The 23711-nt window shown below is 39.6% G+C and carries 21 protein-coding genes and 1 pseudogene; 9 read left to right on the top strand and 13 right to left on the bottom strand.

The features are described 5' to 3' along the window. Positions 1-2 precede the first annotated feature (2 nt). From lpdA to HNR31_RS00670, 5 genes are all read right to left on the bottom strand, one after another. The gene (gene lpdA / locus HNR31_RS00650; RefSeq protein WP_181554330.1) at positions 3-1424 is read right to left on the bottom strand and encodes a dihydrolipoyl dehydrogenase; all 1422 of its coding nucleotides are present in this window, start codon (positions 1422-1424) and stop codon (positions 3-5) included. Between the two features lie 16 nt (positions 1425-1440). Beyond that, a complete protein-coding gene (gene buk, locus HNR31_RS00655; RefSeq protein WP_181554331.1) occupies positions 1441-2568 on the bottom strand; it encodes a butyrate kinase in 1128 nt (375 codons plus the stop codon). Between the two features lie 53 nt (positions 2569-2621). Then, entirely contained in the window at positions 2622-3725 is a 1104-nt protein-coding gene (gene bcd / locus HNR31_RS00660) for a branched-chain amino acid dehydrogenase (protein WP_181554332.1), read from the bottom strand. A 27-nt stretch (positions 3726-3752) separates the two neighbouring features. Further along, entirely contained in the window at positions 3753-4658 is a 906-nt protein-coding gene (gene yqiS, locus HNR31_RS00665; protein WP_181554846.1) for a phosphate butyryltransferase, read from the bottom strand. Between the two features lie 135 nt (positions 4659-4793). Then, positions 4794-6866, bottom strand: coding sequence for a sigma-54 interaction domain-containing protein (locus tag HNR31_RS00670; protein WP_181554333.1), 2073 nt, complete (start codon positions 6864-6866; stop codon positions 4794-4796). A gap of 141 nt (positions 6867-7007) precedes the next feature. On the opposite strand from HNR31_RS00670, the gene HNR31_RS00675 reads away from it, so the two are divergent. After that, entirely contained in the window at positions 7008-7265 is a 258-nt protein-coding gene (locus HNR31_RS00675; protein ID WP_181554847.1) for a DUF2627 domain-containing protein, read from the top strand. Between the two features lie 3 nt (positions 7266-7268). Here the strand turns inward: HNR31_RS00675 and HNR31_RS00680 are convergent, their stop codons facing one another. After that, positions 7269-8003: a glycerophosphodiester phosphodiesterase gene (locus HNR31_RS00680; RefSeq protein WP_181554334.1), complete on the bottom strand. Its 735-nt coding sequence runs from the start codon at positions 8001-8003 to the stop codon at positions 7269-7271. Positions 8004-8136: 133 nt separating this feature from the next. On the opposite strand from HNR31_RS00680, the gene HNR31_RS00685 reads away from it, so the two are divergent. Then, positions 8137-8274 (top strand): YycC family protein, encoded by a 138-nt coding sequence (locus tag HNR31_RS00685; protein WP_181554335.1) that lies wholly within the window; start codon positions 8137-8139, stop codon positions 8272-8274. A gap of 46 nt (positions 8275-8320) precedes the next feature. On the opposite strand, the gene HNR31_RS18490 is transcribed toward HNR31_RS00685, so the two are convergent. The 4 genes and pseudogenes from HNR31_RS18490 to HNR31_RS00700 all read right to left on the bottom strand — a co-directional run. Next, positions 8321-8866: an MFS transporter gene (locus HNR31_RS18490; protein WP_374058283.1), complete on the bottom strand. Its 546-nt coding sequence runs from the start codon at positions 8864-8866 to the stop codon at positions 8321-8323. Continuing rightward, the gene (locus tag HNR31_RS18495) at positions 8839-9504 is read right to left on the bottom strand and encodes an MFS transporter (RefSeq protein WP_258560984.1); all 666 of its coding nucleotides are present in this window, start codon (positions 9502-9504) and stop codon (positions 8839-8841) included. Before HNR31_RS18495 ends, HNR31_RS18490 begins: the two co-directional genes overlap by 28 nt. A gap of 15 nt (positions 9505-9519) precedes the next feature. Beyond that, positions 9520-9969: a MarR family winged helix-turn-helix transcriptional regulator gene (locus HNR31_RS00695; protein WP_220129346.1), complete on the bottom strand. Its 450-nt coding sequence runs from the start codon at positions 9967-9969 to the stop codon at positions 9520-9522. A gap of 284 nt (positions 9970-10253) precedes the next feature. After that, positions 10254-10346, bottom strand: a pseudogene (locus tag HNR31_RS00700) (sporulation transcription factor Spo0A); the annotation flags it as partial. Between the two features lie 2532 nt (positions 10347-12878). Between HNR31_RS00700 and HNR31_RS00705 the strand changes: the two are divergent. From HNR31_RS00705 to HNR31_RS00740, 7 genes are all read left to right on the top strand, one after another. Next, the gene (locus tag HNR31_RS00705; protein WP_181554336.1) at positions 12879-14285 is read left to right on the top strand and encodes a glycosyltransferase family 4 protein; all 1407 of its coding nucleotides are present in this window, start codon (positions 12879-12881) and stop codon (positions 14283-14285) included. Further along, positions 14278-15171, top strand: a complete 894-nt coding sequence (locus HNR31_RS00710; RefSeq protein WP_181554337.1) for a hypothetical protein — start codon at positions 14278-14280, stop codon at positions 15169-15171. The genes HNR31_RS00705 and HNR31_RS00710 overlap by 8 nt, the downstream gene beginning before the upstream one ends. 1373 nt (positions 15172-16544) lie before the next feature. Then, on the top strand, positions 16545-17468 hold the full coding sequence (locus tag HNR31_RS00715) for an NAD-dependent epimerase/dehydratase family protein (RefSeq protein ID WP_181554338.1): 924 nt from the start codon (positions 16545-16547) through the stop codon (positions 17466-17468). 482 nt (positions 17469-17950) lie between these two features. Then, positions 17951-18577 carry a DUF1796 family putative cysteine peptidase gene (locus HNR31_RS00720; protein WP_181554339.1) on the top strand — a complete coding sequence of 209 codons (627 nt, stop codon included), beginning with the start codon at positions 17951-17953 and terminating at the stop codon, positions 18575-18577. 172 nt (positions 18578-18749) lie between these two features. Further along, positions 18750-19733, top strand: coding sequence for a polysaccharide biosynthesis protein (locus HNR31_RS00725; RefSeq protein ID WP_181554340.1), 984 nt, complete (start codon positions 18750-18752; stop codon positions 19731-19733). A gap of 411 nt (positions 19734-20144) precedes the next feature. Then, positions 20145-20564 carry a hypothetical protein gene (locus tag HNR31_RS00730; RefSeq protein ID WP_181554341.1) on the top strand — a complete coding sequence of 140 codons (420 nt, stop codon included), beginning with the start codon at positions 20145-20147 and terminating at the stop codon, positions 20562-20564. 260 nt (positions 20565-20824) lie between these two features. Continuing rightward, positions 20825-21316: a hypothetical protein gene (locus HNR31_RS00740; protein WP_220129347.1), complete on the top strand. Its 492-nt coding sequence runs from the start codon at positions 20825-20827 to the stop codon at positions 21314-21316. Positions 21317-22010: 694 nt separating this feature from the next. Here the strand turns inward: HNR31_RS00740 and HNR31_RS18500 are convergent. From HNR31_RS18500 to HNR31_RS18505, 3 genes are all read right to left on the bottom strand, one after another. Beyond that, the gene (locus tag HNR31_RS18500; protein ID WP_258560985.1) at positions 22011-22214 is read right to left on the bottom strand and encodes a hypothetical protein; all 204 of its coding nucleotides are present in this window, start codon (positions 22212-22214) and stop codon (positions 22011-22013) included. 354 nt (positions 22215-22568) lie between these two features. Beyond that, on the bottom strand, positions 22569-23243 hold the full coding sequence (locus HNR31_RS00750) for a class I SAM-dependent methyltransferase (protein WP_309505573.1): 675 nt from the start codon (positions 23241-23243) through the stop codon (positions 22569-22571). A 24-nt stretch (positions 23244-23267) separates the two neighbouring features. Next, the gene (locus HNR31_RS18505; protein ID WP_258560986.1) at positions 23268-23471 is read right to left on the bottom strand and encodes a class I SAM-dependent methyltransferase; all 204 of its coding nucleotides are present in this window, start codon (positions 23469-23471) and stop codon (positions 23268-23270) included. Positions 23472-23711: the final 240 nt, after the last annotated feature.

Raw genomic sequence — 23711 nt, forward strand, 5'->3', positions numbered from 1 at the left:
CATTAAAAATGAATCGCTTTCCCATCAACAGCCAACGCAGCTTCTGCCATCGCTTCTGATAATGTTGGATGCGGATGAATGGTGTGGGCAACTTCCCATGGAGTTGCGTCAAGCACACGTGCAAGACCTGCTTCAGAAATCATGTCTGTCACATGAGGTCCTACCATATGAACGCCGAGCAAGTCATTTGTCTCTTCATCAGCAACAATTTTAACGAATCCGTCAGCTTCTCCGAATACAAGCGCTTTACCAATCGCTTTGAACGGGAATTTACCAACTTTTACTTTATACCCTTTTTCTTTTGCCTCTTCTTCCGTTAAACCGACGCTTGCTACTTCCGGACGGCTGTACACGCATTTTGAAATCATTGTATAGTCAATCGGTGATGGATTTTGGCCGGCAATATGTTCAACAGCGACAATTCCTTCGTGAGAAGCGACATGAGCAAGTTGTAAGCCGCCAATAACATCGCCAATTGCATAAATATGAGACTCTTTTGTTTGATAGAATTCATTGGTTTGAATGAAGCCTTTTTCCACAATGATATCTGTATTTTCTAAACCGATCCCCTCAATATTTGCCTGACGACCGACAGAAACAAGCATTTTTTCCGCTGTGAACGCTTTTTGTTCGCCTTTATGTTCAGCTTTAATGGTTACACCGTTCCTTTTTTCAAGTGTTTCAGGCAATACTTTTGCATTCGTTACAATATTAATGCCACGTTGTTTTAATAATTTTTCCACTTCTTTTGAAACGTCGCGGTCTTCAGTTGGTAAAATGCGATCAGCATACTCTAATACCGTTACTTCAACGCCGAAATCATTTAACATGGAAGCCCACTCGATACCAATGACTCCTCCACCGACGATGATGATTGATGCTGGAAGCTTCTCTAATTGTAACGCCTCATCAGATGTAATCACATATTCACCGTCAATGTCTAATCCCGGTAACGTACGTGGACGAGATCCTGTGGCAATGATGACGTTTTTCGGAACAAGCATTTCGTTTTCGCCGCCATTGTTCAATTCAACAGAAATCGTTCCTGGCATTGGCGAGAAGATCGACGGACCTAAAATGCGGCCTGTTCCTTCATACACATCAATTTTTCCTTTTTTCATTAAGTGTTGAACACCTTTATGCAGCTGCTCAACAATTTTACCTTTGCGCTCTTGCACTTTTACAAAATCCAATTTCACATCATTAACAAATACGCCAAATTTTTCGCTTTCTTTTGTTTGTGCGTATACTTCCGCGCTGCGAAGCAATGCTTTACTTGGAATGCAACCGGCATGTAAGCACGTACCGCCAAGTTTTCCTTTTTCCACTACTGCTGTTTTTATCCCAAGTTGTGCCGCACGAATCGCCGCTACATATCCGCCTGTACCACCGCCTAATATGACGAGATCGTATTCTTTTGCCATCAATGCCCGCTCCTTCCTATTGCATCACTTTTGTTTTCACCGAATTTCCCGGATATTCCTTTTCTTCTTCTTCGCCGCGTAAGACACGCAATGCACCTTCTGCAAGCGCTTGCAACTCGTTTTCCCCCGGGTGAACAATCACATCAGCAATCCATTTTACGCGGTCAGCAATTTCTTTAACGAATTCTTTTCCATAAGCTAGTCCGCCCGTTAAAATGATCGCGTCTACTTTTCCGGCTAATACGGCACTGGCAGCACCAATTTCTTTTGCTACTTGGTAAGCCATTGCACTGTAAACTAGTTTTGCCTTTTGATCCCCTTCTTCAATCATTTTTTCGACTTTCACGGCATCATTCGTTCCGAGATAACCGACTAATCCGCCTTGACCAACTAACATTTTCATAATTTCATCGCGATAATATTCACCTGAAAAGCATAGGGAAACAAGATCGCCTGCCGGCACTGTACCAGCACGTTCAGGACTGAACGGACCTTCGCCGTCTAATCCGTTGTTTACGTCAACTACCCTTCCTTGTTTATGAGCGCCAACCGTGATTCCACCGCCCATATGAGTGACAATCAAATTTAATTCCTCATATTTTTTACCAAGCTGCTTTGCGACACGACGAGCAACGGCTTTTTGGTTTAAAGCGTGGAAAATGCTCCTTCGTTCAATGAGGGAAAAACCGGAAATTCTCGCTATTGGCTCAAGCTCATCGACTACAACCGGGTCAACGATAAACGCGGGGATATTTAACGCAGATGCGATTTCATGAGCTAAAATACCGCCAAGGTTAGAAGCATGCTGGCCTGCATAACCTTTACGTAAATCTTCTAGCATTTGCTCATTAACGCGATACGTTCCCCCTTCAATCGGGCGCAATAAACCGCCGCGACCGCAAACGGCGCTTAACTTTGAAATGTTTATTCCTTCTTCGTCAAGCGCATCCAGAATCGTTTGTTTCCGAAATTCATATTGCTCAATAATTGATTGATATTTCTGTAATATTTCGGTATCATGGCGGATTGTTTTCTCAAAAATGGAACGTTCATTATCAAATACGCCAATTTTTGTTGAAGTGGATCCAGGATTAATGACTAAAATGCGAAATTCTTTCTCCTCTTGCAAGGTTCCAACCTCCATTTTTTGCGATGAAAGCGAGAAAAGATCGTTCTCGCTTTCATCGCTTATTTTATTTAGCGATTGCGGCGACGGCTCAAAATATGTTGGCCATTTTGTAAAAATTGACTGCGGGATTTGCGCATTTTTTCAATGCGTTCTTCTGCTAAACGGTCTGCTGCTTTATAAGTTGGGATGTTGTCGCGTTTAGAGATTTCAAATACTTTTTCAATGTTGTTGTAAATTTGTTCCACTTTCTTTAAGGCACGTTCGCGATTGTAACCATATAATTCGTCAGCGACGTTGATCACACCGCCAGCGTTGATCACATAGTCAGGAGCATATACGATGCCCATTTCATGAATGATGTCGCCATGTCTTGCTTCTTTTAATTGGTTGTTCGCCGCCCCAGCGATGACTTTTGCTTTTAATTGCGGAATGGTTTGGTCATTAATGATGCCGCCAAGTGCGCATGGAGCAAAAATGTCGCAGTCTACTCCGTAAATATCGTTCGGGTCCACCGCTTTTGCATCAAATTCCTCTACTACACGTTGCACCGCCTCTTTGTTAATGTCTGTCACAATTAGTTTTGCGCCTTCTTCATGAAGGTGACGGCATAAGTTGTAAGCAACATTTCCAACCCCTTGTACAGCGATGACTTTTCCTTCTAAGGAATCTGTTCCGAACGCTTCTTTCGCTGCGGCTTTCATCCCACGATAAACCCCGTATGCTGTTACAGGAGATGGATTACCGGATGAACCGAATTCAGGGGAAATGCCTGTTACATAATCCGTTTCTTGATAAATGATGTCCATGTCTGCAACGGTTGTACCAACATCTTCAGCAGTGATGTAGCGGCCGTTTAATCCTTGAATGAAGCGGCCAAACGCACGGAACATCGCTTCGTTTTTATCTTTGCGCGGGTCGCCGATAATAACTGTTTTACCACCGCCAAGGTTTAAACCGGCTGCAGCGTTTTTGTAAGTCATACCACGTGCTAAACGAAGCGCGTCTTCAATTGCTGCTTCCTCTGATTCGTACATCCACATACGTGTACCGCCTAAAGCTGGTCCTAATGTTGTATCATGAATGGCAATAATTGCTTTTAATCCTGACTCTTTGTCCTGGCAGAATAATAATTGCTCATAGTCATATTGTTCCATATATTTGAAGATTTCCATGTTGATTTCCTCCCCAAAAGATTTTCATTATTTTGATGCGGAGCAAACCGCAAGAGCTAACGAATAAAGTTTGCTTTCTGCAGAATCTGCGCGTGATGTTAAGACAATCGGAGCCTTCGCCCCAGCAATTACTGCACCTACTTTTGCATTGGCGAAGTAAATTAATGATTTATACAATACATTTCCTGTTTCAATGTTAGGAACAAGGAGAATATCAGCTTGTCCCGCTACTTCACTGTCAATTCCTTTATGTTCAGCAGCCAGCATTGAAACTGCGTTATCAAGAGCTAATGGGCCATCAACGATACAATCGGTAATTTGGCCTCGCTTGTTCATCATAGTTAATGCAGCTGCATCAAGCGTTGCCGGCATCGCCGGATTTACCACTTCAACGGCAGCAAGAGGTGCTACTTTCGGCTTTTCGATTCCGATGGCTCTCGCTATCGATACCGCATTGGAGACAATTTGCGCTTTTTGCTCCAGATCCGGCGCGATATTCATCGCCGCATCGGTAACAATGATATAGTGGTCATAGCTAGGCACTTCAAATACCGCCACATGTGATAAAACTTTTCCTGTTCGCAAACCAAACTCTTTATTCAGAACAGCTTTTAAAATCGTCGCTGTCGGAACATTCCCTTTCATTAGTACATTTGCTTCATTCAAATGTACCGCTTTTACCGCTAGTTCGGTCGCTTGAACTTTAGAATCCGCATGCACTAATTGTAACCTGCCATTTTTTGCATAGTCTTCATTTTTTTGTTTTAACAATTGTGAAATTTTTTCACTGTCTCCATACAAGATAAATCGCCCGAAATTACTGTCCAGCGCCATTGTGACAGCTTCAATTACTTCTTCATCTTCTGCCGCAGCAACTGCAACTGTCATATTGTCATATTGGGTTGCCTGGTCGACTAACGATTGCAGCTTCATATCATGAATCCAACCCCTTTGTCCTTTCATTTCGTCTCGCACTTTTATAATATGCAAAAATCGTGCCAAACAAAAAATATTGAAAACGCTTTATTTTTTTCGTGCTCGTTTGCAATGATTTGCGTTATATGCAAATTATTGCATGTATTTTTTTGCAAGTCCATATTTTTCTAATTTGTAATATAGATTGCGAATTGAAATGCCTAACGCTTTCGCCGTTGCCGTTTTATTGCCATGATGTTTTTGTAATGCTCTTTCAATTAAATGCGCTTCATATTGCTCCATCATCTCATCGAGCGGACGAATCTCCTCTCCATTCAAAAGCGAATCTTCATGTCTATCGTGTTCAGCATGAGGTATTTTTAACGGTGGAATATGTTTCACATCAATGAGCACTTCATGAAATTTCATAAAAATCATCGCGCGACCTAGCACATTTTCAAGCTCACGAACATTGCCCGGCCAATCATACGATAAAAGATAATGAATGGCTTCTTCCGTTAATCCTTCTACGTTTCGTCCGTAATCTTGATTTAATTTTTGAATTAAATGATGACATAAAGCCGGAATATCTTGCTTCCTTGCCCGAAGCGGCGGAATATAAATTGGCATCCGGTTAAGACGGTAATACAAATCTTCCCGGAATGTCCCTTCAGAGATCGCCTTTTCTAAATTGACATTTGTCGCAGCAATGACGCGAACATTGATTGGAATCGGTTTTGTTCCCCCGACGCGAACAATTTCCCTTTCTTGGAGAACGCGCAATAATTTCGCCTGCGTATTTGCAGAAAGCTCACCAATTTCATCAAGGAAAATACTTCCGTTATTCGCTTCCTCAAACAACCCGCGCTTTCCACCTCGCTTGGCTCCGGAAAATGCTCCTTCTTCATATCCAAATAATTCGCTTTCTAATAGTGTTTCAGAAAGGGCGGCACAATTCACACGGACAAATTTGTTATATTTTCGATCGCTCGCATTATGGATGGCGTGAGCGAACAATTCTTTTCCCGTTCCCGATTCCCCGCGCAATAAAATCGTTACCGGCGTCTTCGCTGCTAGTTTCGCTTGCTCAATTGCTACGGTCATTTCTTCGGATGTGCCGATAATATCAGCAAATGAATATTTCGCCTCCAACGTGCGAATAATTTGTCGAGCGCGATTTAATTCATTGGTAAGCCGCTGAATTTCGGAAACGTCATGAATAACGCCAACGCTTCCTTTTAATACGCCATCGACAATAATCGGAGCAACATTGACAACAACATCACGGTTTTTCGGCCCCACTTTCATGCGCACACCACGAACAGGACGGCGCGTTTTCAAGACTTGCATATGCATACTTTCCCCTTCTGCAATATCTGCAGTTGCTGGTTTGCCGATGACTTCTTCTTCAGTAAGACCCGTGATGCGCGTATAAGCGGGATTGATTAAAATGCCATTGCCATGCTCGTCAACAACCGAAATCGCTTCTTCCGATGAATGAATAATCGCCTCTAACATCATGCGAATTTCCTTTAAATTAGTAATTTCTTCGGCTAGCCGAACAAACTCCGTCACGTCCTTAAAGACCGCAAGAGCCCCAAATAGCTTTCCAGATTCATCCACCATAGGAACGCGCGTCGTAATTATTTTTCGTCCGTTATCTAACTTTAGTTCTTGATGAAACTCTGTTTGCTTCGTTTTTAATACTCTCGGCAGCCTACTTGTCGGAATGACTTCTAAAATATGTTTGCCAATCGCCTTCGTTTTATCCACCTCGATCATCTCGGCTGCACTGTCATTTATATCGGTAATATAAGCGAACTCATCAACAACGATCATTCCATCATGAGTCGCGTTAAAAATTAAATCACGACGAGTCGTTTCACTTTTTAACTTCGCGATTAATGCCTCTTTTTCTTCGATGAGTTCAGCGATCATACGGGCAACCATTCCCGGTACAACAACAGTATGAGGATCGCTTCTTTTGCGGATTTCTTCAAATACGTGCTTTTCTCCCGTTGTTTCGATGATAAGATCAATTCCTTCGGTTAAAAAGGCACGCCAATCGGTTCCCGTGGGAATGCCCATCTTTTGCGCAAGCTGGATTCCCGGCGCTTGTTCATTAATATCCGCGACAGCAACAACCTGGATGATCGTCGCCTTTTGCAAAATTTGCAATAATGCGGTACCACCTTTCCCCGCGCCAACAATTAGTACTTTTTTCATTCCATTCACCGCTCTTTAACATTATGCAATTTTTTGCAGACACTTCTATCATACCGATTTTTTCTTTTCTTGACAAATCTCATCAAAAGTTTATGATGTTTGGTGAAACGATTTTTGATGAACGAAAGGATTAGAATCGCAATGCAACGAATGATCGCTCTTACAATTTTGCTGATTCCGGGTTTTTTGGCAGCTTTAGGAATTAAATGGATGCGCGATACGCTGTTTGGCATTCTGCATGCCCCACTTCCATCCCTTTGGCTTCAGTTCTTGTGCGGATTTCTTCTATTCGCACTCGGTTTAGGGTTTATCGGCGGATTTATTCTTCACCGCGACCAAAAACGAAACAAAGTTCAACCAAGGTTTCAAAAAAAACAAAAAAACGACCCGAGCTCGTAACGTTCAGGTCGTTTTTTGATTGTTTAATAATTGTTTTGCTTTTGATGGATAATCAGTGAAAATCGCATCTACTTGATATTGAAACATTTTTTTCATTAACCCTGCTTTGTTAATCGTAAACGGCCGCACTGCCACACGATGGTCGTGTGCTTGACGAACGAACGATTCTGTTACGGTACCATGGTATGGATGCAATCCAGATGCTCCGATGGCACGCATATATTTCCATGGTTGACATAAGCTTTTCATATAAAGAATCGCTGTCTCAATCTCAGGAGCAAGTCGATGACAAAGCGCCATACTATTATGATTAAACGATGAGAGGACGACGCGATGCTCTAAATGGTAATGTCTAACCATGTCAATGACTTTTTCCTCTAATTTTTTATATTCAATCAATCCATTTTTCAATTCAATATTTAGCAATAACTCAGTTGGTTCTATCCATTGGAGCACTTCCTCTAGCAGTGGAATGCGACAGAAATCATATTGTTCGGCGAATTTATAAACAGCGTTGAATTGTTGTAACTCCTTATATATAAAATCTTTCACCCATCCTGTACCATCGGTTGTCCGATCAATCGTTTCATCATGAATGACCACGAGCGCTCCATCTTTTGTCATTTGTACATCTAATTCAATCCCGTCCGCTTCGACTCGTTCCGCTTCGTAAAAGGCAATCATCGTATTTTCTGGATGCGTGCCAGCTGAACCGCGGTGAGCAAAAATTTTAGTCATCGTTCCGCTCCTTTCCCGTCCTTTTCAACAATAAAGCACGATAATAAAAATATATGCGAAAGGTTGCAAAAGTTTGCTATACTATTGATTCAAGAAATCATATCTAGTTTAATATAACAAAGAGGTGATTGAAATGCGCCCGCTCCAAATTTCATTGGAAACAGCACAAAAATTAGCCAAGGCATTAGGCATCCCGATCGAGCAAGTAATGCATATGCCACAGCACATTTTAGTGCAAAAACTAGTTGAGTTAGAAAAAGAGAAAAAATGAAAAGGTAGCTCACGTGAGACTACCTTTTTTTCTGCTTCGTAATCAGTCAGGAAACTTTATCCATTGCATTTACCGCACGTTTATGACGAAGGAATAGGAATATATATGTGACAAGCAATACAACTAAACACACAATGGAATATCCGTACATAAGGCGGTAGCCAGTATAAGAGGCTAAAACACCAAGACTAATCGAGCCAATTGCCATTCCAAGGTCCATGAAGGAAAAAAACATCGCATTAGCTGTTCCTTGTTTCTCTTTTGATACAAAGCTGACAGCTAAGGTCTGAAGAATCGGTGTTATAGTTCCATACGCAATTCCGTAAAACACCCCAGCAAGAAGCAAAGTCCATATATCTTGCGTGGCCGCTAAAAGACACAGCCCGATGATTCCACTTACAATCGCAGGGTATAGAATGACCTTATGCCCTTTGCTGTCAAAGATCCGACCTGAAAGAGGACGCACAATCGCCATTGTGACCGCTATGATCAGAAAAAACAATGAAACAGATCCTCCCAACTGAACCTCTTTGCCAAGCTCCCCAAGAAAACTAACAACTCCTCCTAATGTAATCGTAAAAAAGGATGCCAATAAACATGGAGAAAATGCTTTTTATCAAAGGCGTATTCTATAAAAGAAACTTCCTTTGTTCTCATACGATTAGAATGAGGAGAGCGAATAAAAATGTTAAGAAGTAACGTTACAATCACTAACAAAACAGCCAATAATAATAACGCATTAAATGAGAAAAACTGAATCAATGATAGAGCAAACATCGGAGCTAGGCTTGTTCCAACGCTAGTAGCCATTCCATAATAACCAATTCCTTCACCAAGTCGCCTTACAGGAATCACGGTCGTGGCCATCGTTGAAATAATAGTAGAGACAATTCCAAATGCGATTCCATGTAAAATTCTTAAAAAGAGCAATAACGACACCGACTTTTGATGATAACTTAAAGCGATGGTAACAGCGAGAAAAATCAAAGACGCGATGTTTACCTTTTTTATATTGGCTTTATGGATTATCCCCCCAACGAAAGGTCTTGTAATAATTGCCGATATCATAAAAGCGGTAGTCATCATTCCTGCTTGAGCAGGATTGTGGTTCACGTGAGAAACAAATGCTGGAAAACCAGCCGTCAACAGCTGTAAACAACAGAAAAATAAAAAAGCCATTAAAATAATGGCAACAAATTGTGCAGTCCACAGTTTAGAAGACCCATTCATCTCCATCTCTTCTTTCTAATTGTTTGGATTTTCCAACAAAGCATCGATGTTTCTTTCGATGGAACGTAATACTTCTTGATAAATAGCTAACTTTTCTTCATCGATTTGATGAACAAATTTTTCGAAAACGGTTTCAATAAATGGAATTAATTGTTGAGATAGCTCGGTTCCTTTTTCGGTAATTGTAATAAGGAAAGAGCGCCGATCTGTTGGATTCGGAATTCTTTCAGCGAATCCGTTTTTTTCAAGAAGGTCGAGAATTTTCGTAAGGGTTGCCTGGTCTTTATCCGCTCTCTCGGCCAGTTCTTTTTGGGAAATTTTATCCGACTCATTCAATGTTCGTAGCACTCCCCACTGTTCCGCCGTAATGTTGTAAGGCTTTAAATAAACATTTAAAATACGAGTGATTTTTCTGCTAACACGAACCGAGGCAGATCCAATTGATTTATCTTTTGATATATCCATGATCAGGTCTCCTTTTATGTAATCCTCTATATTATTATACACATAAATAATATATGTATAAATATAATTTGTACACAAACTATATTTCAGCTCACCACTCATGATCGATATGTTCGACTTACAAATAAATAGGGAAGAAAACAGATGTTTTGAATGTCGCCTCGGCACCTTATTCCTCTGATTCTCAATTGCCTTTACGAGTACTGCTTCAGATAAAGCATTTTGCTTCGAGCGCTCATTCATTCTTAGCCTTCTCCACGCGGTTACCATTAAACAGATCATCTTTAAGAAGCTTTATGCTCCAAACGCAATTTATCCGCCACCATTGCGACGAACTCGCTGTTCATTGGTCTTTCTTTCGACATGCTGACGGTGTAAAACCGTGCTATATCAACTTACAATATTTATATGCATTCCGGCTTCTTATCCGTGTTTTCATTAGTAAAAAATTGTTTACTTCTTAACGCTGATTCTAACAAATTTACAAATAGAAATTGAATAATTCGTAATATGTACGAAAAAATCGACGAGCCGCATTAGCAGCTCTCCATACAGTGTTGCTCCATCAATCCCCCTTACGATATCCTTCGGCTTCGCCGCTCATTAACACCATTTCTCCGCGGTGTAGATGCGCCAGGAAATAGTTATAGGGAACGTAGTTAAGCCCGCTGCTATAGCCTTCCAGTTCTTTCTCTTTTTGCGGACCGAACCATTACTACATTTTTTAGCGCCTATTTCCCTTGCTTTTCGTTTAGCTAATCGCACATGATTTTGTGGGCTGCCATAACCGAAAATTAAGAAATTATCACACTATATAACGGGAAATAATGGAAAATAAGTCGATTTTTTACCTAATTTGATGTATTATTTACTTAAAGTCAATCGTACGAGCAGGGTGGGCGGCTGAGCCTCCAATAAGGAGGTGAAACCGATGGACATGGCGACAGCAATGTTTATGATCTCATTGATAACATTGGTCGTGTTGCTAATCGATAAAATAAAAAAGTAACCCACCCTGTGTTTGGCGAACGGAGGGTGGATTACTTCTTTTAAAAGTCCCAATGATGTTTTGCCAATCGCTCATCTTGTGACGTGCGATTGATTTAAACCTTGGTGTCGGCGCACCGTATTATATTATAACACTCTTCCGAAGTTTAAAAAACATATATCTGTAAATTTAGTAAATTTATTTTTACAAAAAAACGTTCAATTTCTCATCGAATGACCTATAATCTAAAAAAATCGTTGAGATCGCCATTAGTACATCACCGCTTTATCAAGCCATTCTTGACGGACGCTACAAGTATACGGTCGCCGACTTGTAATTCGTCTTGATACTCCATTTCTACCGTTGTCCCCCGTTAATCTTAACTTGCTTTCGTTATATACTGTGCAACGATAAGGTCTTCGCGGTGAAATTCGATTTTCATGTTATTGATTTTTTATGTCGGTCGGTGCGCTTGTGACCGTTATCAGTTCAATGTCAACGTCTTTGTTGTATATAAGTTGATTAAGCAAACTGCTCCCCTGCCTTCTACAATGTTCTTTTTGCATCCCCCATCTACGCTCCTTCTCTCTTTGGACTAATTCCGCTAACTCATCGGCTATTTCTGAATGCCAAATTCATAGCGTACATTCAAATTATCGACGTTAATCGTAACACTAGCGCTGCCAGCGCGCTCTTACGATTATTCATCCGCTTCTCCACGATAGCTAATAGATCATCAAAACTTATATGTAACATACATAAAATGTAAAATATGGTATAAGAGTGTTAAACATATATGGAATCATTAACTTTGAAATGTTTTTAATCGCGGCATTTCTTCTAAATTTAACTCCGAGTACAGATACAATATATAGTATTTCTCAAGACAGAAAAGAAAGGATTTATTCAGCTCTTGGAATTACTACGGGAGCAGTTGTTCATACTTTACTTGCTGCTCGTCATTTTTAATGAAACTAGTCATAAGGTGCTATTAGCAACAAACGCCGTAAGAGAGCATAGATATCGTTACCTCCAGAACTGAAATATAAAAAATCTACATACAAGAACATTACCAATCCGAAAGCCGCCTTGTCCTTTTTAGCATTTATCCCTCAATTAGGCACAAATACTTTAATCCCTTTTATCATCCTGGGTCTTACATTTATGGTGTCTAATCATTGCTTATTTTTCTTCTGCTGTCACTAAGAAACTAAGAGAAAATTCAAAAATTGAAATGCTTACTTATAAAGTTTTAAGAAAAAGCTTTAACAAACCAAGTGCAACAGAATAGCCATTATGTTGTATTAAAAATCTCAGATCTATGTAGGATTCACAGTATCCGTATGTCCCGGCTTTTCAGATTTTTTGCACCAGAACCCTTGTAATTAATGCTGTTCACATCGAACAGTTGCCAAATAGAATAAAATGCTTCAATCACTTTTTGATTGCTTGATAAATTTAAGGAATGTCATGATTGCCTCGGTTAAAGAATTTCGCTGAGTTCATGTCTACAAGACTGTGGCCGTTTCATCGCATTATATGCTTTCTTCCCCTGACAAAATACAGAGCTGTCCAAGGGAAATTTCAAGCCAAAGATTGGGGTCAACACTTGGAAAAATGCCTACAGGATGGAGCAATCCATCATGGTTCGAACATCTAATAGCCGAACCCCGCTCTGAGTTTGGGGTTTTCAACCGACTGACTAGCATCGGTTTGTAGGTTCGCATATCAGTTAAGGAAATGTACGTGCCTCGACAGACTCACTTAATGCCGCATAAAAATAAAAATCAGAAAATTTAAATAAAACCTCAATTATATCGTTAGATATAAAAATATTGTGTAATAAGGACAGTCGCCTATACCATAGACTAGTTCTCTAAATATATTATACATGTAAATATTAACAGAAGGAGATGTATTTATGAGAATACTACTTGCTACGTACTGGGCCGTTCCACATGTAGGGGGAGTATGGGGTTATATGAAGCAACTTAAAGAAAAGCTTGAGTCTTTAGGACATGAAGTAGATTTACTGGGTTACGGTGAGGATAATAGCTACGTTTACATTGTAAATAAAAATCAGAGGTTAGAAAAAGATCATCTGCTGCCTTTGCTTAACGAAAAACTTAACAAAGAAGCCTATCCGGCTATTTATGAAAATGAACTGGTGAAATATACTGAATTTCAACGTTATTTTTATGAGTTAGCTGCTGCCTATTTTGGTTTGGAAAAATATGATGTGATTCACACACAAGATGTCATTTCAACTGCATGTATTAATCGAGTAAGACCTAAAGGACCTGCATTAGTAGCTACCCTACATGGTTCCGTAGCTTATGAGATTAGACATCAATTAACCACCATTCATAAATCTCCTACTTCCTACATGGCTAGAGCATACTTTGATGAGCTTGAACATATTGGAGCTACATCTGCTGAATTCACAATAGTAGCAAATGAATGGTTAAGGAATGTTTTAACGAATGAGTTTCGTGTTCCCGATGAACAGATCAAAGTGTTCCACTATGGATACGACATAGAGACTTTCATTGAACGAATGGAGGAGAAGAAATCCTCTATTAAACGTCCAGACGACAAGAAAGTCATCATTTATACGGGGCGACTTGTTGAAACTAAAGGGGTTCACCATCTAATATCCGCTCTCAGCCAATTAAAAGCAATTCGAAATGACTGGGTTTGTTGGATTGTTGGAGATGGTGATAAGAAAGCAGAGTTACAAGTCCAAAGCAAGGCCTTAGGCTTAGAAGAAGACATTTTCTTTTTTGGAAAGCGGGATGATATACCTTATTTGTTGTCTAAGTCAGATATTTTTGTTCTTCCAAGTCTCCTAGAAAACCAACCTTTATCGGTAATAGAAGCACAAATTGCCGGAAAGGCTGTAATTGTTAGTGATGCAGGAGGATTGCCTGAGATTGTTGAACATGGGGTTACAGGGTTAATTTCACCTGCGGGAAACATAGAGGCTTTATGCAAAAATTTGAATTTATTACTAGAAAATAAAAAATACCGGAAAGCTCTTGGTTCCAATGCTAAAAAATGGGGAAGAGATTATTGGTCTCCAGATAAAGCGTTGGAAAATGTGTTGGATGTTTATCAAAGCGCTATTTCTAAAAGGAAAAAGGATGTGGAAAATATCCCAACTGATAATAAAGAGGAAAAAGACGAGGAAAATGTCCTAACTGATAATACAAAGGAAAAGGATGAGGAGAATGTCCTAACTGATAATACTAAGGAAAAGGATGAGGAGAATGTCCTAACTAATAATACAAAGGAAAAGGATGAGGAGAATGTCCCGACTGATGAGTGATGAGTATAACTCCTTGTTTTCGAGTCCATCATCAATCCCTGAAGTATTGATTGATAGTCAGATTGGAAAACAAATTCAGGATGCCTTGCCTCAAAACTACGTGCTGCCTGACCCTGCTACAACGAATCTCTTTAAATCAGTAAGCGATGGGGAGAATCCCTTGCCTTCGAATCCATCGTCAGCTCCTGAAATATTGGGAGATAGTCAGATTGGGAAACAAATTCAGGAGGCCTTGCCTCAAAACTACGTGCTGCCTGACCCTGCTACAACGAATCTCTTTAAACCAGCAAGCGATGGGGAGAATCCCTTGCCTTCGAATCCATCGTCAGCTCCTGAAATATTGGGAGATAGTCAGATTGAAAAACACATTCAAAATTCCTTGCCTCAAGACTACATGCTGCCTGATCCTGCTACAATGCATATCTTTCAACCTGTAAGCGATAGGCAGAATCCCTTGCTTTCGAATCCATCGTCAACTCCTGAAATATTTGGAGATAGTCCGATTGAAAAACACATTCAAAATTCCTTGCCTCAAGACTACATGCTGCCTGATCCTGCTACAATGCATATCTTTCAACCTGTAAGCGATAGGCAGAATCCCTTGCTTTCGAATCCATCGTCAACTCCTGAAATATTTGGAGATAGTCCGATTGAAAAACACATTCAGCATTCCTTGCCTCAAAACTACGTGCTGCCTGACCCTGCTACAATGCATATCTTTCAACCCGTAAGCGATGGGCAGAATCCCTTGCTTTCGAATCCATCATCAATCCCTGAAATATTGGGAGATAGTCCGATTGAAAAACACATTCAGCATTCCTTGCCTCAAGACTACGTACTGCCTGACCCTGCTACAATGAATGCCCTTTATTCGATCAACAAATAGTAAAATTCTAATGAGACAAGACGGCGGTAAACGCCCTTTGGAATTGATTACCTTCGTCAAAGGTTGAGTACTGTTTGGAACTCGATTTACTTTTATGAACGTCTGAAAACACCGCATCAGATGACGAAAATCTCCGCTCTATGCACAGTTTGATACAGTAACATAGAGAGTGCCAAATTAAACGCATCTTATAGGTGATTTCAGACGGTCATTTTGACCTCTATCAATTATTTAACAAATTGAAATTAGGGAAGTTAAATAAGAAACTCGTTGACAACGATCAACGAGTTTCTTTTATCTATTTGAGACTTTCTTTCCACTCGATGATGTCACGGATAACCTCTCTAAAATCTTTATTGAAAATCCCCGCGAATGATCGGATTCGACATTCTCCCGTTCCTCGCTCAATTTGATCTGCACTGAAATGGGCTCATTCAATGCATGCGTATTCTAGAGAATTTGGTCTCTCAGTCCGATAAGTTTTATCCATCCAGTCCGGAAATATTTATCCACTTTTCAGCCCTTTCAGCACAGTTGATAATGGGAAAATCTCATCTTAAGATTCGTTTTAGAGATAAGGGAAAGTATTTTGATTGAAGTAGTATCGGAAGAGAACGTATCCCCGTAGTGAGCCTGACCGAAGGAAAGGCGAACTACAGAAAGCGCGATCCATTCTTCCAAACCTATTATTATACTAATTTTCATCCTTAAATTTTTCTAACAGATTTCAGTGAAAATGAACTCGTTAATACCGTTACTAAAACACTTAGATGGAATAGGAGCCAAATGTAAATTTACAGCACCGCTTTGACTATAAAAATAACCCCATATACCTTCCATAGTTTCATTCCTTATTTCTTATCATATACTATTCTCGCAATGAGGGATTGATAGGGCTGGTATAGTAGTCGGATTTATCATTTTAATCGTTCCGATTTGATAGGAAAATCTCTTGGCGAAAAAACGCTGTGACTTGCGTTTCTACTATCATTCCATTTACCGAGAGATAAACATATGCATCATCAAGGACAACAAATCATATCAATATTTTAGAGACAGACATCTATTCTTTTGGTCTCCTTTTATAGATGGAGTGCTATAAATACTAATAATGGAAACCAAATAAGAATTCTGAATCTAACAACAAAGGCATCCATCTCTACCTCATATGAAGCATTTACATTTTGTAGATTCAGCCCACATTGCCCTAAAAAACGACCATCTTCTCCCCCTTAAAATCATCCATGCAAAAAAACTTCTTTTTCGCATAAATCTATCGCAAAGCAATTTTTCAAGCCACATTAGGTAGCTATCTTGTACCACTCTCATTCATACAACATACGATAATAAAAAAGATAAGAGGAGAATGATCTATGAAGGCTGTTGTAACTGGAGGGGCTGGCTTTATCGGTTCTCATCTCGTTGAAGAACTTATTTCCAAAGGCGCTGAGGTTCATGTATTGGATAATATGATATCCGGACATTTACACAATGTACATCCGCATGCTGTTATTCATACCGAAGATATACGCAGTAAAGAGGCCAAACAAATCATTCTGCGAGAAAAGCCCGATGTCGTATTCCATTTGGCTGCTCAGGCAGATGTAGGGCGGTCTATCCGTGAACCGAAATATGATGCTGATGTGAATATTAACGGAACAATCAATATACTTGAGGCTTGTCATGAAGCTTCTGTAAAAAAAGTGATCTTTGCCTCTACCTCCGGCGTTTACGGGAATTTACAGAAAGATCTAATTTCTGAAGAGGACTTGACAATACCGATTTCTTACTACGGTTTATCCAAATTGACAGCCGAGTCGTATATCCGCTTATTTTATCAGCTTTATGGACTTTCCTATACGATTCTCCGTTACGGCAACGTATATGGACCTAGACAATCAGCAAAAGGAGAAGGCGGAGTAGTAGCTATCTTTTTAGATAGAATTAAAAAAGGAATGCCTTTAACGATTCACGGCGACGGTGAACAAACACGTGATTTTATATATGTAAAAGACGTCGTTCAAGCGAACATAGCTGCTATAGAAAAAGGGCATCAGGAAACTATTCAAGTCAGCACCGCACAGAGAACATCAGTAAATGACTTAATAAAAATGTTAACGCAAATTCACGGCTCCAAAATTGATACTGTCCATACACGCGCAAGAACAGGCGATATCAAACACAGCTGCCTTGATAATAAGAAAGCACGCCAATTGCTGCAATGGCATCCTCAGGTTGATATTTTTTATGGATTAACAGAAACTTATAACTTTTCATTCAAGAATACATTCCTATAATCATTCACATCGTCAGTCGAAAATCCTCCACTGGAGGTCGACATTCTCTGCATACCTACATCACAAATCCAGAAATGATGTTGATGCACTAGTTTGTGCTTTTACTATTCACGAAACGATTTATTAGACTTTACGATCATCATATTAAGTCTAATAAATCGTTTCTCGTTATTATACTGCCTATTTTTGAAGGAGCCTATCATAAATATGCACATTTTCTAAGTTAGATAGTTTTCCAGCCCTAGCACTTTCTACTTCTACTACATTTAATATAAATAGCCAAACCAAGAAGGGGGAGAAGTTTTTATCCTATCCATTTTAAGTATGACAAGTTGAAACCAAGAGCTATAGATTCGTTAATCTAAAGTTTGTGAATTTTTAGAATTCACAAAGCATAATCAGTGATGCATTGTTGTAAGAGAAAATAACACCGGAGGTTAGTTTTCGAGAGAAATTAACATTCTTTTAAGGAGATGGGAAATATGGGTTTGGAAGTTATAAAAGGTACTTATGACTCCGTTTTTAGTTTAGGGGATCTTTGTTTGACAGCCATTCAGCTTAAAAAGAACAATTTAAGACCTTTTTCAGGAGTGTTAGATTGGATGGCATCTCCTTCTTTATCAAATGTCAATCGCCTTTTGCGGAATCGATTTGCCGGTTTTATGGACCTGCCTAATTTACGAATTATAGGTTATGCTACTGATCAGCTTATTTGTGTATCGGATGACGCTTATCAAATAGTTTCCAATCATGATTTTGAAGTAGGAAAAAATACACTTTCGTATTTGGGCGGTTACCCCGAAGTTAAAGAAAAGTTCGACAGACGGATTCGGCGTTTTTTAGAGAAAATGGAAACCAGTCAACGGATTCTTTTTGTAAGAACAGAAGGTACTTTTGAAGAGGTTCTGGAACTTGAATCGGTTTTATCGGAAATGGTTAAGAATGATTTCCGAATTCTCCTTGTCAATCATTCTAATGTAAACGGCATAGTCGAAAAAAATTGGCCTATAGAGAGAGTCTGCGTCGTTGAACTTCCGAATCATGACAAATGGAATGCAAATGATCATTATTGGAAAACGATATTCGATGGGGTTCACCTTAGTGTTTAGGTTCTTAGAACTAAAGAAAAGTAAGAGGACGAATTTGCCGACAAAAGAACTTGGAGATTCTTTTACCCTAAATGTGAATGAAAAGAATAGAAGATTTATTGCAGGTACTGCTGGCTAAAACAGCAGATGTTCCCATCAAGAGCGTATAAATATATGTCAGGAGGAAAAATATATGTTTAATAATGAAGTGATTTTAGTGACCGGAGGGACAGGTTCATGGGGACATGAGCTTATACTCCAGTTATTATCCCTAGATCCAAAAAAAATAATCGTTTTTTCCAGAAACGAAGCCAGTCAAGTACAAATGAGAAGAGTTATTGAAGACCCTAGATTGAGCTTTTGCATTGGTGATATTCGGGATAGGGAGGCATTAGTCAAGGCCTTTGAAGGTGTAGATTATGTGTTTCATTTAGCGGCGCTAAAGCATGTTCCCGTTTGTGAAGAACAACCTCTCGAGGCATTGAAAACAAACGTGATAGGTACTCAAAACGTTATTGAAGCAGCAATAGAAAACGGAGTTAAAAAGGTCATCAATATATCTACCGATAAAGCAGCAGATCCGATTAACTTCTACGGGATGACCAAAGCCATCGGTGAAAAGCTTATCGTTTATGCCAACCAGCTAAGTTCAGATACCAAATTTATTTCTATAAGAAGCGGCAATATCCTAGGAAGCAATGGAAGTGTACTCCATTTATTTATTAATCAAATTAAGAAGAAAGAGATTAGAATTACCGATAAAAGAATGACTCGTTTCTTCTTAACCCCGCAGAAGGCCATTCAGCTTTTATTAAAAGCAGCAAACGAGGGAAAAGGTGGAGAAATCTTTGTCATGAGATCGTCCGCATGTAGAATTCTGGATTTAGCCGAAGTCTTAATAGAAGCGTCCGGAGAGAAGGATGTCAGCATTGTCGAATACGGGGCTAGACCAGGAGAAAAACTTCATGAAGTTCTCATTTCTGATCATGAAAGCCAGAATACAGTCGTCTATGATGAAGACTTTTTAATTGTTCTTCCTGAGATCAATATCCCAGGGTTAAAACAAGCTTATTCTGCCCACTTACCTGTTAAAAAGGGAACGTATTGTTCCAGCGATCTTTTAATAACAAAAGAGGAAATCAAACAACTGCTCATTGAAGGCGGGTTTTTAACATAAATCTTTAACGCTATCTCAAAAGGAGGATAGCGCTGCATGCCTACTAAGCTAAAAAAAGATCTTTCATGAACTCACATCCTTTTTCTGGTGTAAATAATGAAGAAAACGAAAAAATGATGAAAAAGTCTGCTAGTTTTCTGACTACTAACTCACTAATCGAAGCAGTTCTTCTATGGATAATGCAGTCAAGCATTGGCTCTAGACTAAAAAGTAGGGTATCTCTGATTTAAGCAAACAGTCCAGAGAATACCCTATTCTATGTCTAAAGGTATACCGAATTTAGGCTAAGACAATAACAATGTTGATTTTGAATGTATCTAACCAAAACAAGCGTTTTTTTCAACTTGATGGGTAGATTTTTGGTTCATACCCTTCCTTCATTTGGGCAGTATAAACCATGAGGTGATCTTCATGAAGAAAATGATTCTTATGGTTTGTCTGTTCATGCCCCTTACTGTTTCAATTCCTGCCTATGCACAGCAGCCTTATTTCTGTGCAAATCAACAATGCCCTAATGTTGCTGAACTGGTACAAACTTCTTCAAAAGACGAACAGGAACTTCTCCATGCACTCAGAACAATCGTTCCGAAACTCTATCCAGATGAGGAACACAACGAATGGAAAGCTGAATATGTGCACTTCCTACCAAACATCAAACAAACTTATTTTCAGATGGCCAAAACATTCTGTAGTGAAGCTGTTGCTGAACGTTCATGGATAGTTAGATTGCGTTTTCCTAAACTGTTGCCTAGCACAAGTCTGTCAGAAGGAGTAATATTTCTTGCTAAACATAAAGAAAAAAGTTGGATTGCTTGGTATAGGTATAAATAAAATGAAGGTGATGAAATGAAGACAACAATTATTGCAGCTTGTATTACCGCTCTTGCCCTTTTCACATCAGTTGTCCAAGCCCAACAGCAAGAACCACAAGAAACACTGATTCATGACGCGCTCTTAACCGCACTTTCCTCACACATAAGTAAAGCTGTCTACAATTAATAGTCTATATGACGCTAAAATGATTGAAATCAAAAGAGAAACAGAAGATGGTTTTTCCTTTATTGTAAAAGTCCAAGTAAGAACTTTTGAACATGCCCACGCCCCACCCCTATGGAATAGAAACAATAACTATGGGAGTTGCCCCTTCTGGGATTAAGGTAATCAATTATGAACATAAAGGTGATGAATGGGAACAGAAAATGGAGAAGTTCAAAAATGAAGTTCTCATGGACATCCAGAAAACGTTCAATCTTGATTTAAATGCTTACCAAAAGTATGAGTATGAGCAACTACGTTATCAAGCTGAACAAGGGAAGTTTATGAAATTAGCCAAAATCAATGAAGATATTGTGATTAATGAATTAAACAAAGAAATTAAACCGCCATACAAAAATGTGATATACCCTATGACATTTATTAAAGGTGACGAAGCATTTATTCTTTACAAAAAAGCTGATGGAACTAATGTTTTATATACATTAAGAAAAAAGAATGACAATTGGTTGATTTTAAACAAGGAAACTAAAGAAGGCAAAGAAATGGCAAAAGAGCTGCTTTGGTACATGTTCAAACAGATAAATTAAAAACAATGACCACTTCCAAAGCTAATGGAGTGGTCTTATTGCTGTTCATATTCTTCAAGTTCTTTTTCGCTTTCAATTATCACGCGGCTCACTCCTTGTGGCATTTTGGCGGATTGGCTGGGGCTGCGTTTTGGTCAGTTGGTTTATCCCTATACACTTCTTTGAATTATCTTATATTAAATACTTCCGACAAGATATACATTACCAGTATATAATAGACTGAGATTTCTTTTATAAAGGAATCGCCACTAGCACGAACTTATGAGTGCTAGTGAGTATTTCTTTGAATAAGCTCTCGGAATATATTGCTATCTTTCATTTGCTATATTTACTCAGGAATTAGATAAAGGTAAGCAAGAAGATATTTAATGAGGGTACGGCAACATGCATTTAATGAAGGTATCGAGGTTTTACTTATATTTTGAGAGGTTGGGAACTATCTTTTCATCATCATTGACGACATAGCCATCGTCACTACTCCGCGGGCAATGAGAAACATAGTACCATTTGTAGCGTTTAGTCCCTTCCCACTTGTCGACCACATCGAGTAACAATCCATGTGTTTGGAGGATTGCGACGAGAGGCTTAATGCGACTTTCCGCGACACCCAAATCGGCCGCTATCTTCGCTTTCGACGGAACACTTGCGCCAAAACGTTCGCTTGGAACGCCATTCGGTTGCAACTCATTTCTATCTACATACGACAGTAGGTAAAAATACAGCGCAATAATATCTCGGATTTGCGGTAATCTCCCTTTCCGACCATGTAATGCAATAAATTCGTTGATAATGCAAGGGAAAACTTTCCGCATGAATCGCAATTAAACATTTCGTAGTTGGTCATTTCTAAAAGCGACTTCTTGTTGTTCGGTTGCGGTCTTGCGATTGTTTCGTTCATACATCGTTCCCTTTTCTATTAATTGATCGATCTATGTAAACGCATCCGAAGCCGCGGAATTTTACGAGCCTTCATATAACTATACGACGCACAAGACAAAATCACACAGTTTGTCCGAAAATTTTTTTTGACGTCTTCACTTGACTATATGATGCTACCGGACTTTTCGCACAGTTTCGACGAAAAAAATTTTTTCGTGACACCTTCACTAAACTATACGATACAAAACGGAAAGTCGCACAATTTTATGAGATACCGCCAGCATTAAAAACGTACGCTAAGGACCGGAATCTCATGAAAAAAGCCGAGCACTCAACTCGGCGTTAATAATCATCTAACGTGGGAGAACATTTTTTACTCTACTACTGCCCACGCAAAGCGCACATGTTTACTCGCATAATAACCGTCCGTTCGACTCTGAAAATAGCGTTCTTGGATATCGGATGGACTTAAGTTTTCATGAAGACGGAGCCCTAAACTTTCCAATTCAAAAGCCAGTGTTGACGGGTCAAAGGTCGTTTTCATCGGCTCACCGATCTTTCGTAAATCCTCCCTCATCTCTTTCATGTGCGGCGTATCTTCTTCCGGTACAAAGTAATCGAAAATCACCGCACTGCCCTCGGGAGCAATTTCGGCAATGGAACGAAGCGTTGCGAACACTTCGTCTCGAGTCAAGTACATTGTGACACCCAGCCAGCTAAAAAAGCTTTTCGTCTGCACGTCATACAAAGTTCCCTTGAGTGCATCAGCCAAACTCTCCTTTGTGAAATCCACAGGCACAAAGTGGAGATGTGACGGGATTTCCCATCCCAATTCAGCCAGTCGATTACGTTTGAAGGTTTGTGTGGCGGGGTGGTCTACTTCAAATACCTGAACCTGACGCAGGAGATCCGGACGGCGAAAAGCAAAAGTATCCATCCCAGCCCCGAGTATCACATACTGCTCCACCCCTTGTTTTACCGCCAGATCAAGGTTGTCTTCCGTATATCGTGACCGGCTGAGGACATGAGGCAACCCCATGGCCTGCATTAAATACAGCAGGGGATTTGCCGCCTAGTCGGAGCATGCCAATCCGCCTTCAGGAACACGAATCTGAAGAGCCTCAGAAAATCCTTGTTCAATGAGTGCACGTCTTTCCTCTGGTATCAAATGACAAGCGAGAAAGTCATCGAAAATTTTTGGGGTATCATTCATGGCATGGTAGGCGCGTAAGTAGGCGGTCATGATTGCAGTAAGACTGACTTGGTCTTCTTTCATTTGCATATCCTCCTTTTAGAGCCTATCTCCCGAGGAACTGAGAGATGACATCTAAAAAGAAGTATACCAAACCTGTATATTATTTCAATATTTAATTTTTAATATTAACATAAAAATAAATTTTTGTCAATGTTTTTTGTATCTTTCTGAAGAAAGACATAGTTCATTAGATACTTATAGCGAGCTGGTACTTAAGTATTTTTCTAGTCTCATAATGTAATAATATTTAGCGAAATTATT

The organism is Thermaerobacillus caldiproteolyticus (assembly GCF_013761245.1).
Taxonomy (GTDB): Bacteria; Bacillota; Bacilli; order Bacillales; family Anoxybacillaceae; genus Thermaerobacillus; species Thermaerobacillus caldiproteolyticus.

Bases quoted from the DNA above. Each gene is read 5' to 3' on its own strand.
- HNR31_RS00695 (WP_220129346.1), bottom strand. From the start codon at position 9,969: ATGGATATATCAAAAGATAAATCAATTGGATCTGCCTCGGTTCGTGTT.
- HNR31_RS00685 (WP_181554335.1), top strand. From the start codon at position 8,137: ATGCGCCCGCTCCAAATTTCATTGGAAACAGCACAAAAATTAGCCAAG.
- HNR31_RS18500 (WP_258560985.1), bottom strand. From the start codon at position 22,214: ATGAACGAAACAATCGCAAGACCGCAACCGAACAACAAGAAGTCGCTT.
- lpdA (WP_181554330.1), bottom strand. From the start codon at position 1,424: ATGGCAAAAGAATACGATCTCGTCATATTAGGCGGTGGTACAGGCGGA.
- HNR31_RS18505 (WP_258560986.1), bottom strand. From the start codon at position 23,471: ATGAAAGAAGACCAAGTCAGTCTTACTGCAATCATGACCGCCTACTTA.
- HNR31_RS00675 (WP_181554847.1), top strand. From the start codon at position 7,008: ATGCAACGAATGATCGCTCTTACAATTTTGCTGATTCCGGGTTTTTTG.
- buk (WP_181554331.1), bottom strand. From the start codon at position 2,568: ATGGAGGTTGGAACCTTGCAAGAGGAGAAAGAATTTCGCATTTTAGTC.
- bcd (WP_181554332.1), bottom strand. From the start codon at position 3,725: ATGGAAATCTTCAAATATATGGAACAATATGACTATGAGCAATTATTA.
- HNR31_RS00740 (WP_220129347.1), top strand. From the start codon at position 20,825: ATGCCCACGCCCCACCCCTATGGAATAGAAACAATAACTATGGGAGTT.
- HNR31_RS00730 (WP_181554341.1), top strand. From the start codon at position 20,145: ATGAAGAAAATGATTCTTATGGTTTGTCTGTTCATGCCCCTTACTGTT.
- HNR31_RS00680 (WP_181554334.1), bottom strand. From the start codon at position 8,003: ATGACTAAAATTTTTGCTCACCGCGGTTCAGCTGGCACGCATCCAGAA.
- HNR31_RS00720 (WP_181554339.1), top strand. From the start codon at position 17,951: ATGGGTTTGGAAGTTATAAAAGGTACTTATGACTCCGTTTTTAGTTTA.
- HNR31_RS00750 (WP_309505573.1), bottom strand. From the start codon at position 23,243: ATGCAGGCCATGGGGTTGCCTCATGTCCTCAGCCGGTCACGATATACG.
- yqiS (WP_181554846.1), bottom strand. From the start codon at position 4,658: ATGAAGCTGCAATCGTTAGTCGACCAGGCAACCCAATATGACAATATG.
- HNR31_RS18495 (WP_258560984.1), bottom strand. From the start codon at position 9,504: ATGAATGGGTCTTCTAAACTGTGGACTGCACAATTTGTTGCCATTATT.
- HNR31_RS00670 (WP_181554333.1), bottom strand. From the start codon at position 6,866: ATGAAAAAAGTACTAATTGTTGGCGCGGGGAAAGGTGGTACCGCATTA.
- HNR31_RS00715 (WP_181554338.1), top strand. From the start codon at position 16,545: ATGAAGGCTGTTGTAACTGGAGGGGCTGGCTTTATCGGTTCTCATCTC.
- HNR31_RS00705 (WP_181554336.1), top strand. From the start codon at position 12,879: ATGAGAATACTACTTGCTACGTACTGGGCCGTTCCACATGTAGGGGGA.
- HNR31_RS00725 (WP_181554340.1), top strand. From the start codon at position 18,750: ATGTTTAATAATGAAGTGATTTTAGTGACCGGAGGGACAGGTTCATGG.
- HNR31_RS00710 (WP_181554337.1), top strand. From the start codon at position 14,278: ATGAGTGATGAGTATAACTCCTTGTTTTCGAGTCCATCATCAATCCCT.